General features: G+C 74.5%; 3 protein-coding genes. All 3 read right to left on the bottom strand.

Annotated elements, in window-relative coordinates; translation table 11 throughout:
* Window positions 1–18: 18 nt before the first annotated feature.
* The 3 genes from JMJ56_RS04000 to JMJ56_RS03990 are packed head-to-tail and all read right to left on the bottom strand — an operon-like array spanning window position 19 to window position 15,654.
* A complete protein-coding gene (locus JMJ56_RS04000; protein WP_202830288.1) occupies window positions 19–2,997 on the bottom strand; it encodes a CHAT domain-containing tetratricopeptide repeat protein in 2,979 nt (992 codons plus the stop codon).
* A 14-nt stretch (window positions 2,998–3,011) separates the two neighbouring features.
* Window positions 3,012–13,862 (bottom strand): two-partner secretion domain-containing protein, encoded by a 10,851-nt coding sequence (locus tag JMJ56_RS03995; RefSeq protein WP_202830287.1) that lies wholly within the window; start codon window positions 13,860–13,862, stop codon window positions 3,012–3,014.
* Between the two features lie 46 nt (window positions 13,863–13,908).
* Window positions 13,909–15,654, bottom strand: coding sequence for a ShlB/FhaC/HecB family hemolysin secretion/activation protein (locus JMJ56_RS03990; protein ID WP_202830286.1), 1,746 nt, complete (start codon window positions 15,652–15,654; stop codon window positions 13,909–13,911).
* Between the last annotated feature and the right edge of the window lie 25 nt (window positions 15,655–15,679).

Raw genomic sequence — 15,679 nt, 5'->3', positions numbered from 1 at the left:
GCCGGACGGACCGTCACCTTACAGCCTGGGCGTGGATTCCGCTGCCGCCGATTGCACCGGCGCGGCACGCCGCCCGTCGCCGATCAGCGCGAAGGGCGCCCAAAAGAAGGGATGGCCGAAGGCCTCCGGCAGCCGCCGCCCCGCCTCGTCGAGAAGCAGCAGCTGCGCGCCGCGCAACGCCGCGGCCGAGGAGGCGCCCGCCTGCTGGCGACGGAGCGAGTCGGCGACGGTCAGCGCCGCCGCGGCATCGTCCACCGCCCAGTGCGTCACCATCAGCCCGCGCGCCCCGGCATAGAATAAGGCCCGCGCCAGGCCCGACAGCGCCTCGCCGCCCCCCGCCCCGCCCGGCCCGCCGGTGTTGCAGGCCGAGAGGATGACGAGGTCGGCATCGAGCTTCAGCCCGAGCAGGTCGCTCGCCTTGACGAAGGCCGAATCCGCATCCGCCGCCCCCGCCTTGGCAGAGACGACGATCGAGGGTTCCTGCAGGCAGGAGAGCTCGCCCGGCAGCAGCGCATGGGTCGCCAGGTGGATGATCCGCCGCTGGCCGAGATCGGCCGACCGCAGCGAGGCGGCTGTGAACTCCGCGCCGAGCCGGACGTCCTGCGGCCGCGCCCCGGTCAGCCGCTCCGCCTCCTCCACCTCGACGCGCGTGCCCGGAAGCCGCACCAGCCCGGCGGCCAGCCGCGCATCGGCGGCACAGCGGTCGACGGGAAAGCTGCGGGTGAGCTGCGCCGGCGTCGGCGGCACGAAGTCGCCGAAGCCGGCATAAGGCATCGGCGCCGCCGAGCCGAGCCCCGCCCCGCGCAGCGTCACCAGAGTCTGCGGCGAGGGTACATGCACGATCGCATGGCGGCGGACCAGCCAGGGCGCCGCGCCGAGCGCCGCGGGGTCGGCCGGCCCGGTCAGCAGCATGCCGAACGGGATGCCGAGCAGCGGCCCGTCGGGCACGACGATCAGCGTCTCCGCCCCCTCCAGTGCCCCGGCCAGCGGCGCCAGCAGCCCGGCATGGAGCGCCTGCGCCGGTGCCGGGTCGAAGCGCCCAGGCCGCCCGCCCGCATCCACCGTGCCGGCCCGCAGCGCATTCACCAGCCGCCCGGCCTCCGCCTCGGTGAGGCTGGAGCGCGCCGTCCGCACCTCGCCGCCCCGCACCATCAGCACCCAGCCATGGCTGCGGCCGAGCAGCATGGTGACCAGCGCCTCCTTCGGCCCGAGCGAGGCGGCGACCGCATCGGCATCGACCGAGCTCAGCAGCAGCTGCCGGTAGCCCGGCGCTGCCGCGGCGACGGTGCTTTCCGCCTCGGCGCGCGCCTGCTGCGCTGCTGCGATGCGGGCATCCAGCCCCGCCGCGCCGGTATCGCGCTCGGCGAAGAGCGCGCGCAGCGCCTGGTCGGCATCCTGCAGCTTGCGGACGGCCTCGGCGACGCGTGCATCGCCCGCCGCCGCGCCGATCCGCGCGCTCGCCTGCTGGACGAAGCGCACCGTGTTGCTGCGCTGGGCCAGCTGCGCCGCGGCGAAGGCCTCTTTGCGCAGCGCAGGGGCCTCGGCCGGCCGGGCCGTGGCCTCGGCATCGAGCGTGTCGAGATAGGGCAGGACGAGGTTGATCGGCAGTGCGATCTGCCGGGCGCGGAGGATGGCGGCACCGGCTCGGAAGGCGGTCAGCGCCTCCTCCCGCCGCCCGACCGCCGCACGCCGCGCGCCGTTGAGGAAGAGCGTCACCGCCTCCGGCCGCTCGCCCGGGGCGGCGATGGAGAAACGCTGCGCCGCCGCCTCCAGCTGCCGCGTCGCCGCATCGCCGCGCCCGAGCGAGATGGAGGTGCCCGCCTCCGTCCGCAGCGAGCGCGCCACCAGCAACCCGGTCTCGAGGCCGGTCTGCCGCAGCAGCCGCCGGCTCTGCGCGATCAGCGACGGCGCCTCGGCCTTGTCGTCGCCGCGGGCGACGGCCCGGGCGAGGTTGCGCCGCACCTCGGAGAGGCCAAGCATGGCGGAGACGGCCGCCGGGTCGCTCACCAGCCCGCTGCCCTCGTTGCCCTGCAACAGGCTCGGCGGCACCAGCGCCGCGTAGAGCGCCTCCGCCTCCCGCAGCCGGGCGAGGCCGGCCGCGTCCTGGCCGTCCTGGAACAGCGACAGCGCCTGGTAATGCGCCAGCCGGGCACGCGCCACCGGATCGCCGGCACGCTCGGCGAGCGGCACGGCCCGGGTGAAGAGCGCCGCCGCCTCCTGCCCCCGCCCCTGGTTCGACAGGTTGAGCGCCAGATGCATCAGGGCCGTCACCGTATCCGGGCTGTTGCGGCCGAGCACGCGCTCCTGCAAGGCGAGCGCTGCGCGGTAGGCATCCTCGGCGGAGGCGAAATTCTCCGCCTGGTTCAGCTCCCGCCCCAGATTCATCAGCTCCTCGTAGCGGCCGACGTCATTGGCGCTGAAGGCCTCGGCGGAGAGCCGCCGCACGGCGATCTCGAGCGCGGCGGAACGCGCCTGCCCCGCCGTGCCGGCCGAGACCCGGCCGGTCGCCAGCCCTTCCATCACCGGCGCCGCGGTCGCCACGCCATCGGCCAGCACCGGCCCATCCGGCCCGGCGGCGACCAGCGCGACATGCGGCCAGCCGCCGTTCTTCCGGGTGCAGGCCAGCAGCCGTGCCGGCACGCCGCCCGCCAGCGTCGTCGCCTGCGGCGCGGCGCACGTCACGCGCTGGTCGAGCCAGGTGCGCCACAGCCCGCCCGATGCCAGCGCATCGAGCCGAGCCGCATCGCCCGGGCCGCGCAGCTGCACCACGCGCGCCGCCGGCTGCGTCCAGCCGCCGCAATAGACCTCGCGGCTGCGGATCACCGGCAGGTCGGCCGGCAGCGCCGCGCCGCCCTGGGCAGTGCAGTCCTCGCCGCGCGCGTCCTTGCCGGCAGGGTCGACCGGCCCGCTGCCGGGCATCGCGTTGACATAGGCGCTGTCCGGCGGCCGGGCGCAGCCGAGGAGCGCCAGCATCAGCAGCAGCGGAAGGCGGGGCATGGTGCGGCTCCGGCTCACTGGTCGTCCTCCTCGCCGACATTCGGGATCAGGACATCGGAGAGGTTGATGCGGTTGTTCTCGATGGTGAACCGCGCCTGGTCCGTCGGCCGCGGCGGCAGGATCTGGATGGAGGGCGGCACCACGCAGTTGATCGAGCCGATGACGCAGCTGTTGATGCGGTACTTCTGCAGCGAGGTGGCCTCGATCGGCCGGGTGATGTCGGCGAAGCGTGCCGCTTCCGCCCCGACCGAGCCGCCGAGCGCGCCGAACAGCGTCGCCCCGCCCCCCGCGCCATGCACGGCGAGCCGCCCCGCGGTGACGGTGCCGGAGACGCTGCCGCCATCGACCAGCAGGAAGACGGGGGACTGCCCGGCAATGAGGTTGAGCGCCACCGGCCCCGCCGCCGTCGCCTGGTCCGGCAGGCCGAAGACGCCCGGCCCTTGCGAGCCCGGCGCGCTGCGCACCTGGGTCGGCTGCTGGTTCGCCGGCGTGCCGGCGATATCCGGCCGGACGATGGCGAGCGGGTTGCGGTCCGGCGCGAGCCGCGTGTCGAACAGCACCGCCGGCAGCGGCGTGCCGCGCGGCGTCACCAGCATCGGGCCGCGACTGATGATGCCGCCAGGCGCGGCGAAGAGCAGGGCCGAGCCGATGGCCGCGGTGACCCCATCCGCCGTCATGCTGCCTGCGCCGCTGGTGCTGCCGTAGGCGGCCGGGTTCGGACGCCCGGCCTCGAAATTGCCGGTGTCGGCGCTGAGGGTGAGGTTCGCCAGCGCCATCCCGCCGCCGGTCACCACCCGCACCTGCTGGCCGGCACGGAGCGTGCTCGCGCCGATGGTGCCGGCCCCGCCTGTCGTCAGCACGACGTCGCCCGCGGTCGAGGCGAGGCCGCTCCGCAGCACGGAGAGGCTGCCGCTGCCGGCCGCCGCCGCCAGCCGCCCCGGCGTGGTCAGCATGGTGTCCGTCAGCGAGATGGCGCCTCCGGCGGCAAGGCCAAGGCCGGTCGCTCCACTGGCCGCGGCGTTGCGCAGCACCACCCCGCCATGATCCGAGCGGAGCGAGAGCGCCCCGCCCGTGCTGCGGAGGGCCGGCTGAGTGGCGCTGCCGCCATCGGTGACGAGCAGGTCGCCCGCTCCGCTTAGGGCGGCATCGCCGGCCCCGGTGATGCTGCCCCGCGTCACGGTCACCCCGCCCGCGCCGGAGGCCAGGGAGAGGCTGCCGCCCGCGGTGAGCGTGCTGTCGGTGAGGCTGGCATCGAGCAGGCTGGAGAGCGCGATCCCCACCCCGGACGCGATTTGCGAGGCCGTAGCGGTGAACCTTCCGCCGCTGGCGAGGCTCACCCCACCCGTGGCCGACAGGGCCGCGTTGGTGAGGCCGGCATCGCCCCCGGCCGTCAGGCCGATGCCGCCGCCCGCGGCGAGGCTGGATCCGAAGATGCCCATCGCCCCGCCCGCGGTGAGGCTCATGCTCCCGCCCGCCGTCGCCGCCATCCCGATCGTCTGCAAGGCGCCGCCGGCGGTGAGGCCCAGAGCCCCCGCCGCGACGAGGCTCGTCGAGGAAAGCGCGATGCCGCCACCCGCCGTGCCCGTGAGCCCCCCGCTGGCCGAGAGCGTGCTGGCATCGAGGGCGAGATCCCCCGCATTCGCGGTCAGGGCGAGGCTGCCGCCCTGGGTGGCAAGGGCCACACCGGCCAGGGTGATGTTGCCCGTGCCGGTGGACAGGCTGAGCGGGCCCCCGCCGGCGAGCAGGCCGGGCGACGCCCCGCCATCGGCCGCCACCAGGATGCCGCGGCCCGCCAGGATCGCGATCCCGCCGCCGAAGCCAGGGGCGGTGGAAAGCTTGCCCTGCCGCTGCGTGACGCTGCCATTCGCCGCGGCCAGGGTGAGGTCCCGCCGGGCCTGAAGGATGCTGGCATCCAGCGTGAGGCTGCCGCCCAAGGAGCGGGCTGCGAGCCGGCCACCCACGGCATCGAGCGCCGCGCCGGCGAGGACGACATCGCCCTGCGCCGTGACGCCGACATCGCCCGCGGCGCGCAAGGTGGAGCCGGCGACGCCCAGCGTCCCGCCCGCTCTGGCCGTCAGCGTTCCGCCATTCGCCTGCAAGGCGGCATTGGCGATGGTGACGGCCCCAGCCGCCGTCAGCCCGATCCCTTGGGCAGCCGTGAGCGCCGCGTCCGCGAGGGCTATGCCGCCGCCATCGCTCGCCAGGTCGATGCCGCCGGCAGTCGAGGTCAGGCCCGGCATCTGGCCGCCGCTCGCGCTCACGCCGATGCCGAGTCCGGCCCGCAGCGTCATGCTGGCGCCGGTGATGCTGCCGTTCACCTGGCCGATGCCGCCCCGCAGCGCGGTCAGGCTCACCGCACCGCCCGCCGCGAGGGCGCTGGCCTCGAAACCCAGGCTGCCTTGCCCCGAGCCGATGCCGAGCGCCCCGCCCCGCGCCGCAAGGCCCGATGCCGTCACGCCGATGGCCCCCCGCGCATCGAGGACCATGCCGGCCGCAGCCGTCAGGCCGGAGCCGGCGATGCCGATGCCGCCCGCCGTTGCCGTCAGGCCAAGATCGGTGGCGGAGGCCAGCGTCGCGCCGGTCAGGCCGACATCCCCGGCCGTGGTCACCAGGGTGAGCGCGCCTGCCACCGTCCGCAGCATCGGCGAGGCTCCGCCAGCGGCAGTCACACCGATCCCCTGCCCCGCCTCTACCGCGAGGCTGCCGCCGAGCAGGCTGCCGCTCCGCTGGCTGACGGTGCCCGCGGCGGTGAGCGTTAGTGCGCCGCTCGCCGAGGCATCGCTGGTGTCGAGCGCGATGCTTCGCGTCGTCGCCCTGACGGCGAGCCCACCGCCCTGCGCCGTGAGGGTAGTGCCGATGACGCCGATATCGAGGGAAGCGGCCAGGCTCCCGCCCAGCCCTGCGGCCAGCGTGGAGCCGCCGATGCCCACCGCGCCGCCCGCCTGCAGGTCGAGCGCCCCAGCCGTGGCCGTGATTGCCGATCCGGTGATGCCGATCCCACCCGCCGCAGCCAACCCGAGACCGGTCGCCGCGGTCAGGGTCGCGCCGGTCAGGCCGATGTCCCCGGTCGCGGCCGTCAACGTCAGCGCGCCCGCCAGCGCCCGCAGCAGCGGCGAGGGGCCGTCACCGGCCGTCACGCCGATCCCCTGCCCCGCCCGCACCGCAAGGCTGCCCCCGGCCAGCCTGCCGCGCCGCTGGCCGATCGCGCCGGCGGCGCTCAGCGTCATGGCCCCGCCCGCCGTGACATCGTTGGTGTCGAGCGCGATGCCGCCGCCATTCGCCGCGATGCCGAGCGCCCCGTTCTGCGCGGCAAGGCCGGTGCCGGTCGCCTCGACGCTCCTGGCGGCGACGATGCCGAGGCTTGTGCCCGCGGTGAGGCTGGAGCCGGTGATGCGGATATCCCCGTCGGCCTGCAAGGCGAGGGTGGTCCCGGCCGTCACCGTCGCAGTGGTTGCCGACAGTGCACCGGCGCCCGCATGCCAGGACTGGCTGCCGTTCGCGGTCAGGCCGCTGTTGCCGATGGTGAAGGCCCCGCCAGAGGCCAGGGCGAGGGCGCCACCGGCACCGAGCGTGCTGCCCGTGATGACGAGTGGGCTGTCCTGCCCCGCGGCGGCGAACAGCCCCGCCGTGATGCCGAGCGCCCCGCCCGCGGTGAGGCTCGAGCCGCTGATCGCGATATCCGCGAGCCCCGCCCGGTTGAACGCCCCTGTCGCCAGCGTCATCGCCCTGCCCGATTGCAGCGTGGCGCCGGCCAGCACGATCGCCCCGAGATCGGTCGCCAGGCTGAGCGCCGCGCCCGCGCTGAGGCCGCTGCTCACCATGACCCGCCCATAGGGCGGCGCGCCGAAGGCGGAGGCCTCGCCCCGCTCCGTCGCCAGCGAGAGGTTGCCATCGGCATGGATGCTGCCCGTCACGGTGAGGTTGCCGAAATCCGTGGCCACCAGCCTGAGCGAGCCCGTCGCCGTCACCGGCCCGATGACGGTGTAGCCGAAGCCGCGGATCAGGCTGGCGCCCGTCCCGCCGATCGTCGCCGCGACGAGGGCGTCGAGCCGGTTCCGCTCGCCGAGCGTCACCGTCCCGCCCGCCCGCAGCCGCAAGGTCCCGGCCTGGATCACCGCCCCGCCATCCTGGCCGATGGTGCCGCCGGCGATCAGCGCGAGTGTCCCCGCCGCCACCCCGCCCGGCGCATCGACCCCGCCGACCGCGGCCACGGCATTCGCCAGCCGCAGGTCGCCCGCCTGGGCGATGGCGACATCGGCGCCGCTCACCGCATTCACCAGGAAGCTGTTGCCGGCATTGTCGAGGGCGATGGCGCCCGCCGCCGTCGCCCGCAGCGCCGGCACGATGATCGCGCCGCCGCTGCCCTGGATCGCCCCGGCCGAGAAAAGCTCGAGCGCCTGCACCTGCGCCGTCGCGCCGCGCAGGCTGAAGTCGCCCTGGACGCTGATCAGCCCGGTGCCCGCCGCCGGCTGGGCGGCGAGGCGCCCGATGCGGAGCACCTGCGCCGCCAGCCCGTCTGGGCCCGCGCCACCGCCGAGCCGCGCCAGCTCATCCGTGGCGAGGTGGAGCGTGGTCGCGCCGCCGGGGATGACGGCGCCACCGAGCGCGACCTCGCGCATCGCCGTGTGCGGCGCGATCTCGATGATGCCGCCCGGCGCGCGGACCGGCGCCTGGATGGCGAGGTCGTCCGCCTGCAGCGTGATCGTCCTGCCACCCGCCGGCACCGACCGGCCGACCAGGATGGCGTCCGGCCCCGCCCCCGCATCGCCTGCAACCGCGCTGCCGGCAAGGAGGCTCACCGCCCCGCCGGCGAGACCGTCGCGCAGCCTGAATTGACCGGCCTCGCTCACGATGCCGGCCAGGTGCTCGATCCGGTTCGCGCCATCGCCCGGGTCGAGCAGGATGTCGCCCACCGCCGTCGCCGCCAGGCCCGGCACCACCAGCCGCGTCCCCGCCTGCTGGGCGATGCCGCCCCGGCCGTGAAGCTCGAGCCGCCCGACCTTGGCATTCAGCCCCGTCGCGGGATCGGCGAGGTCGACCCGCCCGGCGATGGTGACCTGGCCGAAATCGCTGCCGCCATTCTGCGTATCGACCCGCCCGAGCCGCAGCCGCGCCGCGGCGCCGGCCGGCAGCAGGTCGAGCTCCGCGCTGTCGAGCGTCACCGCAGCCGTCGCGCTCGCACCGCTCGCCCCGCCGAGCACCAGCGCCACGCTGCCGTCGCGGCGATAGGGCGAAAGGCTGATCGCGCCGCCTGGTGCCGCCAACCCGGCGCCGAGGGCGAAGTCATCGGCGAAGAGGCGGAGTTCGCGCCCCGCGCCGGCGCTGACCGCCTGGCTGGTCCGCAGCAAGGGCGCTGCGCTGGCCAGGGCGAAATCCCCGCCCGCGGTGAAGCCGTCGATGCGCCCGACCTCGTTGCCGGCGGCCCGCGCCGCCAGCGCGTTCGGCAGGGAGATGCCATTCAGCAGGGTGACGCTGCCGCCCGCCGTGCCGCTCAGCACCGGGGTGACGATCCGCCCGCCCGCGCCCTGTGTGATGGCGCCGCCCGCCTCGAGCTGCAGCGCCGTACCGGCCGAGACCAGCCCGCCATCCTGGGCGATGTCGCCGCTGGCCTGGAGCAACACGCCCGCGCCGCCGCTGACCGTGCCGCCGGAGAGGGCGATCCTGCCCGCCTCGGCTTTGACCACGATCGCGCCATCCGCATGCAGCGTCGCGCCGGTCGCGGTGATGTCGCCGGCCAGCGCCGTCACCGTCAGCGTGCTCCCGGCGGTGATGCTGCCGCCCGCCGCGACGAAGCCGGTGACGCCCGACGCCCCGGCCGTGCCGACCGCCGCCGCCACATCCGACCCGTCGATGAGGCCGGCCTGCAGGATGCGGCTCCGCGTGCCGAGCGTCACAGCGCCGCCGCGGATGACGCCGCCCGCGCCGTTGAGAATCTCGGTGGCCGCCGTGAGCGTGATCGCGCCGTTCACGCCGCCGCCGCGGCTGTCGATCGTCCCGGCATTGTCGATGCGCGAGCCGGTCGAGGTGACGAAGACCGGCCGCCCGTTGCCGATGAGGCTGCCGGCGATGCCGACCGTGAGCCCGCCCCGCAGCCGCAGCTCGGCCGTGGCATCCGCCGCCGCATTTGTCCCGGCGCTGATGGCAACGCCGGCCCCGACGCTGATGGTGCCGCCGCTCGCCGTCACCCGGGCGCTGCGCCCGGCGGTCAGGTTGCCAGCCAGCACGCTGCTGCCGCTGCCGGTGAGGACGGCGTCCCGCCCCGCCGCCACGCTGCCCGCGGCGTCGATCCCGGCGGTGCTGCCGGCCGAGAGCAGCGCGTCCCGCCCGGCGGACAGGGCACTCCGCACCTGATAGCCGCCGCCGGCGTCGAGCACGAGGTCACGCCGCGCCGCAATGGTCTCGCCCCCGACCACCACCGAGCCGGTCGAGGCCACCGAGATGTCGCGGCCGCCCGCCAGGGTCAGCGTGTCGAGGCTGCCGGCCACCGTCACGGAGCCGCCGCTGACGAGGATGTCGCCATGCAGCCCGCTGGTATCCCCGGCCTGCACCACCGATTGAGCAAGAACGGAGACGCCCGGGACGCCGCCCTCCAGCCTCACGCCGCCGTTGGCGGCCTGCACCACCACCGGAGCCCCCGGCGCGCCGATGTCGAGGCCGAGGCCGCGCAGCCCCACATTCGCGGTGCCGGCCGCCCCGGCCGCCACCACATCGCCGCGCAAGGTCAGCGTGCGCGCGCTGAGCAGGGCGATGCTGCCGTTGCTGACCCGGATGCCGGCGGGGCCGACCGCATCGATCTGGTTGACCGCCGCGCCGGTGCCGTCCACCCGGTCGAGCGCGAAGCCATCGGCCGCCCGGCCGGTCACCGCAGCCACCGTGACCACGCCGCCGGCTTGCGACACGCGCTGCGCGTGCAGGTCGAGCACCCCGGCGCTGCCTGGCGTCACATCGCCCGCGATGACCATCAGCGTCGCCGTCGTCGCACCGCCCTCGAAGCCGATGCGCAGCGTCCCCGCCGGGCCAGGCTGCAGCCGCCCGATCTCGGCGCTGTCCAGCGCGAAGGCCGCGCCATCACTCGCACCGAGCGTCACCGGCCGGGCTGTCCGTGGCAGCAGGCTCAACGCCGCCAGGCTGCCAGACCGGGCGCCGATCACCGCATTCACTGCGAGATCGTCCGCGCGCAGGGTGATCGTCTTCCCGCTGCCGGCCAGGATGCTCGCCTCGTTGGTAAGCAGGGCCGCATTGGTGAGGGCGATACCGTCCGCAGCGCTCAGCCCGACCGCAGGGTCGGCCGCGCTGCCGGTGATCGTGCCGATGGCATTCGCGCCGGTCAGGCTGATGGCGCCGCCGTTTGCGGTGGCGCTCAGCCTGGCGACGGAGAGCACCGTCGCCGCATCCTGCGCGATCCCGCCAGCCGCGGTCAGCTCCAGCGTCGGTGCCAGGGCGAGATTCGTGCCGAGGCGCAGGTCACCATTGGCGACGAGGATCAGCCGGTCCGCCACCACCTGGCCCAGCGTCGCCGCGCTCAGCGGCAAAGCGCCGGCACCCGCGCCGCCGATATCGATCCCGCCGGTGATCGAGGCGATGCGTACCTGGCCCATGGCACCGGCATCGATGGCTGCGGTCGCATTGAGCGCATTCGTGGTGAGGGAAATCCGGTTCGCCCCATCCGCCCCCGCGAAGCCGAGCCCGTTGGCGATGATGAGCGCCGGCCCCGTCAGCGCGATGGTCGAGCCCTTGCCTGCCATGATTCCGCCGGCGAGGATGTTCATCGCCGTATCCGAGCGGATGGCCACGCCATGGCCGACACCGCCTGCGCTCGCCGTCACCCCGGCGATACGGTTGTCCGCGCCATGGATGGAGATCGCCCCCGCACCCGCCGTCGCCACCAGGCTCGCCGCCGTCACCGCGCCGTCCGCTTGCCGGATGCCGCCATTCATGGCGACGATGCGCAGCGCGGCCCCCAAGCCGCCGACAGCCCCTTCCAGGGTCATGTCGCCATCGCTGGCCACCTGCACGGTCCCGCCGCTGCCGGTCACCCGCGCCTGGTCGATGATGAGCGCCGCACCGGCAGTCCTTACGACGATGTTGCTGACGGACAACGCATCGAGCACGCCGACGCCATTGCCCTGGTCGAGGGTGACAGTGCCCGCGGCGCCAATCCCGTCGCCGCCACGCAGGATCAATACCCCTGCCGTCACGATGCCATCTGCCGTCTGGGTGATGGTGCCATCGGCATGGAGTGCGACCATCCCCCCGGCCTGGCCAACCGCGCCCTGCAGCGCCAGCGCCCCGCCCGTCGTCAGCGTGACACCGCTCCCAACCGCCTGCGCCACGGCCAAGCTGTTGCCGCCGTTGTTGAACAGCAACCCGTTCACCACCCGCGCATCCAGCGTGCCGACCGCATTCGCCTGCACGAGCGCGGCGCTCGCCGCACGGCTCGTCCCGCCCGCCGCGCCGCGCACCGTCAGCGTCGCCGCCGTCACCGTCCCGGCCGCCTGCGTGATCGTCCCGCCAACGCTCAGCGCAACCGCCGTCCCGCTCACCGCACCTTGCAATGCCAAGTTGCCGCCCGTCGCCAGCGCGACCCCGCCGCCAACCGCCTGCGCCACCGCGAGGTCCGTGCTGCCGTTGGTGACGCTCAGCCTACCCGTGGCCCTTGCATCCAGCGTTGCGATCGCATTCGACTGTTCGAGGGCGATGCTCGCCGCTGCCGTTCCGGCCAGTCCGGTGGCGTCCTGCACCGTGAGCGCCGTGGCCGTGACCGCGCCGCCCGTCTGCGTGATCGCGCCGCCGACATTGAGCGTCACCGCAGCACCCGCCTGGCCAACTGCGCCTTGCAGCGTCAGCGCAGCGCCTGTCGTCAGCGTCACGCTGTTGCCCACCGCCTGCGCCACCACGAGGTTGTCGCTGCCATTGCGGAACAGCAGCCCATCCGCCACCCGCGCGTCCAGCGTACCGACCGCATTCGCTTGCCCGAGTGATACGCTCGCCGCGCTGCTCGTCCCGTCCGTCGCACCGCGCACCGTCAGCGTCGTCGCCGTCACCGTCCCGGCCGCCTGGATGATTGCACCGCCGACGTTCAGGGCGGCCGTCGCGCCACTCACCGTGCCTTGCAGCGCCAGGTCGCCGCCCGTCGCCAGCGTCACCGTACCGCCCGTCGCCTCCTGGATGGCCAGGGCGTTGGCGCCATTGTTGAAATTCAGCGCACCGCTGACCTTCGCGTCCAGCGTACCGACATGGTTGTTAGCTCGCAGGACGGCGCTTCCTGCGGCGCCCGACCCATCGGCGCCGCGGATGACGAGCGTGGCGGCCGTGATGATGGCGTCGTCGGCCTGCGCGATATTGCCGCCGGCCCAGAGGTTGAGCGTGTTCCCGGCGAGATTGACCGCCGTGCTGATGGTGATGTCCTGGCTTGCCTGCAACGTCACTGTCGCCGCGGCATTGTCGAGGTCGGAAGCGCGGACCTTGATCGTGCCATCGGGCGCGGTGGTCGCCACGACGCTGTTGACCGGCGCTCCGGGCTCGGCCGGCGCATCGGCATCGGCGACGACCTGGATGCTGGTCGGGTCGAGCAGCAGCGTACCGCGCCGCCCCTTCGGCGCCGCCGCATCCACCTGCGCCGCGATGGTGAGCGCCCTCTGTCCCGACAGCTCGACCAGCCCGCCATTGCCGCCCTGCGCGCCGCCCCGGGCGGAGTAGCTGCCGCGCGCCACGGTCTCGCGGGTGGAGTTGACGGCGATGGTGCCGCCCTGGCCCTGTTGCCGGGCATTGGCACGCAGCCTCGCCCCGGCCTCGACGGTGGTGCGCGCGCTCATCGCCTGGCTGCGCCCGACGCCGCTGGTGCCGACCAGCACCGTGCCGCCGCCCGCGCCGCCCGAGGCGCTGACCCGCGCCGTGGCGCCGACCGTGGTGGAGCCGCTGCCGCGCAGCTCGACCCGCCCACCCCGCTCCCCGGCCCCGCCCCGCGCCGTGACCTGCCCCTCGACCCTGACGCCGCCGCCCTCGGCCCGCAGCGCCACCTGCCCCACCCGCCCGGCCGTGGTATCAGCGCTGATCCGGCCGGTGTTGCGTACCAGATCCTCGACCAGGCCGGAGGCCGCATGGGCGGTGATCAGCACCGCACCACCCTGCGCCTCGATGACGCCGCTGTTGGTGACGAGCGCCGTCGCCCCGCCCTCCGCCGCCCGCACCGCCTGCGTCACGTCGATCGACAGCATCCCGTCGCCCGCGAGGTCGAGGCTGTAGGTCTCCGCCCCGGCCAGCGCCACGCGTCCGAGCCGCGCGCGGATCGTCCCCGTATTGCCGACCCGCGGCCCGACCAGTGCGGCGAGGCCCCGGTCGGCAACGGTGATGCTGCCATGGTTCTCGACCTTGGCGCCCGACCGCGGAGCGCCGTCGAAGACCATGCGCCCGGCCATGAAATTCTCGTTGGTGACATTGGCGGCGCTGGCGATCAGGCTGCCGACATTCACCTGCGCGCCCCGCGCGAAGACCATGCCCGATTGGTTGACGATGGCGACGCCGCCATTGGCCGTCATCCGCCCGGCGATCACCGAAGGGTCGGGGCCGGTGACGCGGTTCAGCGTCCAGGAGGTGGCGCCCGGCTGCTGGAAGTTGACGCTGGCATTGGCGCCGATGTTGAAGCTTTGCCAGTTGACCGCCGCCCGGTCGCTGCCCTGGCGCACCTGCATGGCCGTGCCGGATTGCGAGATCGCCGCCTGCCCCGCCACGACCTGCCCGCCTGTTGGCAAGGCATTGGGCGCGACGCCTTGCGCCGGCGCAGCCGTCGCCGCCGGCAGCAGCGCCGTCGTCCCGAGCAGCCAGGCCCGCAGCATCACGGGGCAGGTCCATGCAGCAGCGGCCATCGGCCCATTCTCCCAAAACCCGGCCACCGGCCGGGGCAGCAATGGCTCAGAACTTCGCCAGCGTGCGGAACAGCACCACCGTCTCATGCAGCGCATCCGCCGCCGCGCCGTCCGGGCGCCTGACGACGCGGTAGGCGCCTTCGAGGTCGAACTGCACCCTGTCGTTGATCACCGTGCGCACGCCGCCGCCCCAGGAGGAGAGCCGCCGGTTCGCATCGTTCGGACGGTTCTCGGCGGTGCGGCCGACGTCGCGGAAGGCGTAGAACTGCGCCGCGACCCGCCCCGGCCCGAACTCGCTGTTCGGCAGGTCGAAGGCGAGGTCGTACTGCGCCTCGAGCGCCAGCCCCCAGGCCCGGTCGCCTGTCACCTGCCCGGCGTAGTAGCCGCGCCCCAGCCGGTTGCCGCCGAGATAGAATTTCTCCGCCTGCGGCAGGATGTCGCCGCTCCACTGCCCGGCGAAGAGCGCCTGGATGTTGAACATCTGCCCTTCGCCTGGCGACCAGAGCGGCTGGGTGCGCTGCACCTCGCCGCTGATCTTGGTGAAGCCGAAATCCTCCGCCCCGCTCCGCCCCGACAGCGGCGAGCCGTTCCGCGTCGCCCCGAGCGCGGTGATGCCTTGGCTCACGCGGACGCTGCCGAGATTGGCCGCCGCCGGCAGGAAGCGGATCCAGCGGTCCAGCAGTTGCCCGTCGAGCCCGCCGCGCCAACTGCGGATGGCATCACGGCTCGCCCGGTTGCGGCCGCTGGTGCCGGTCTCGACCACGCCGTCGAAGATGTCGAAGCTGGTGATGGCGTAGAGGTTGGCCGGCCGGCTGCGGATCAGAGGGTAGTTGGCCGAGATGCCGCCCACCTGCGTCTTGCCGTAGTAGCCGATGGCGCGGAGGCTCCCCGAGGGCCGCGTCTGCCCGGTGCCGGCATAGAGCCTGACCCGCAGCCCCGAGCCGCCGACGAAGGCCTCGACGGAGCCTTGGGCGAACCACTGCGTGCTGTCCTGCGCGCCGAAAAGCGAGAACTCCGTCCGCTCGCCATACTCGGTGAAGGAGTTCAGCCCGCCGACCAACAGCCCCTGCCAGGGCCCGACCAGCCTGTAGCCGCGGTTGTCGACGTTGAGGTAGCCGCTGTACCACTTGCGCTCGACCTGGGCGATGAGCTGCAAGGCTCCCGCCTCGGTCGGCAGCGGCCTGAGCGTGCCGCGCACGGTGACGCCGGGGATGTCCTGCGCCAGCAGCAGCGCCCGCTCGATCGCCGCGGCCGTCACCGGCCGCTGCCCGAGGAGGCGGTTGAGGAAGCGCAGCACCTGCGTCCCCGCTGGGCCGATATCGCCCTCCAGCTTGACCTCGGCGACGAAGCCCTCGGTCACGGCGAATTCCAGGTCGGCGACCGTGCCGCGACGGCTGAGGCCGGCATTGATGGTGGCGAAGGGATAGCCCGCATCCCGGTAGGCGCGGAGGATCGCCAGCCGCGCCTCCTCCACCCGCGCCAGCGGGACGATGGCATTGGCAAGTCCGGCGATGGCCGGCGCCAGCTCGGCTGGGGTCAGCGCCTCCGCGCCCCTGATGGTCACGGCGCCGATCGGCACCTCGGCCGCGGCGCCGGGCCCGGTTTGCGCCTGAACCGGCGGGCCCTCGATGTTCGGCGCCAGCCGCACCGGCGGCGCCGGCGCATTCAGCTCCACCGGGTTCCGCAGCGCGGGCTCCAGGGGGATGCGCGGCGAGGCTGCTTCCTGGGCGAGCGCATCCCCGGCCACGAGGAGAACGGCCGTCGCCCCAATGGCTACCCGCAACGCACCCATCGACAGCGCATCCCCATCGCCGATC

Source organism: Belnapia arida (assembly GCF_016773205.1).
GTDB classification, from domain to species: Bacteria; Pseudomonadota; Alphaproteobacteria; order Acetobacterales; family Acetobacteraceae; genus Belnapia; species Belnapia arida.
Note: the sequence above shows the minus strand (reverse complement) of the source record. Positions and strands in the feature narration are given on the sequence as shown.

Excerpts from the sequence above, each read along its gene's own strand:
- JMJ56_RS04000 (WP_202830288.1), bottom strand. The coding sequence starts at position 2,997 with ATGCCCCGCCTTCCGCTGCTGCTGATGCTGGCGCTCCTCGGCTGCGCC.
- JMJ56_RS03995 (WP_202830287.1), bottom strand. The coding sequence starts at position 13,862 with ATGGCCGCTGCTGCATGGACCTGCCCCGTGATGCTGCGGGCCTGGCTG.
- JMJ56_RS03990 (WP_202830286.1), bottom strand. The coding sequence starts at position 15,654 with ATGGGTGCGTTGCGGGTAGCCATTGGGGCGACGGCCGTTCTCCTCGTG.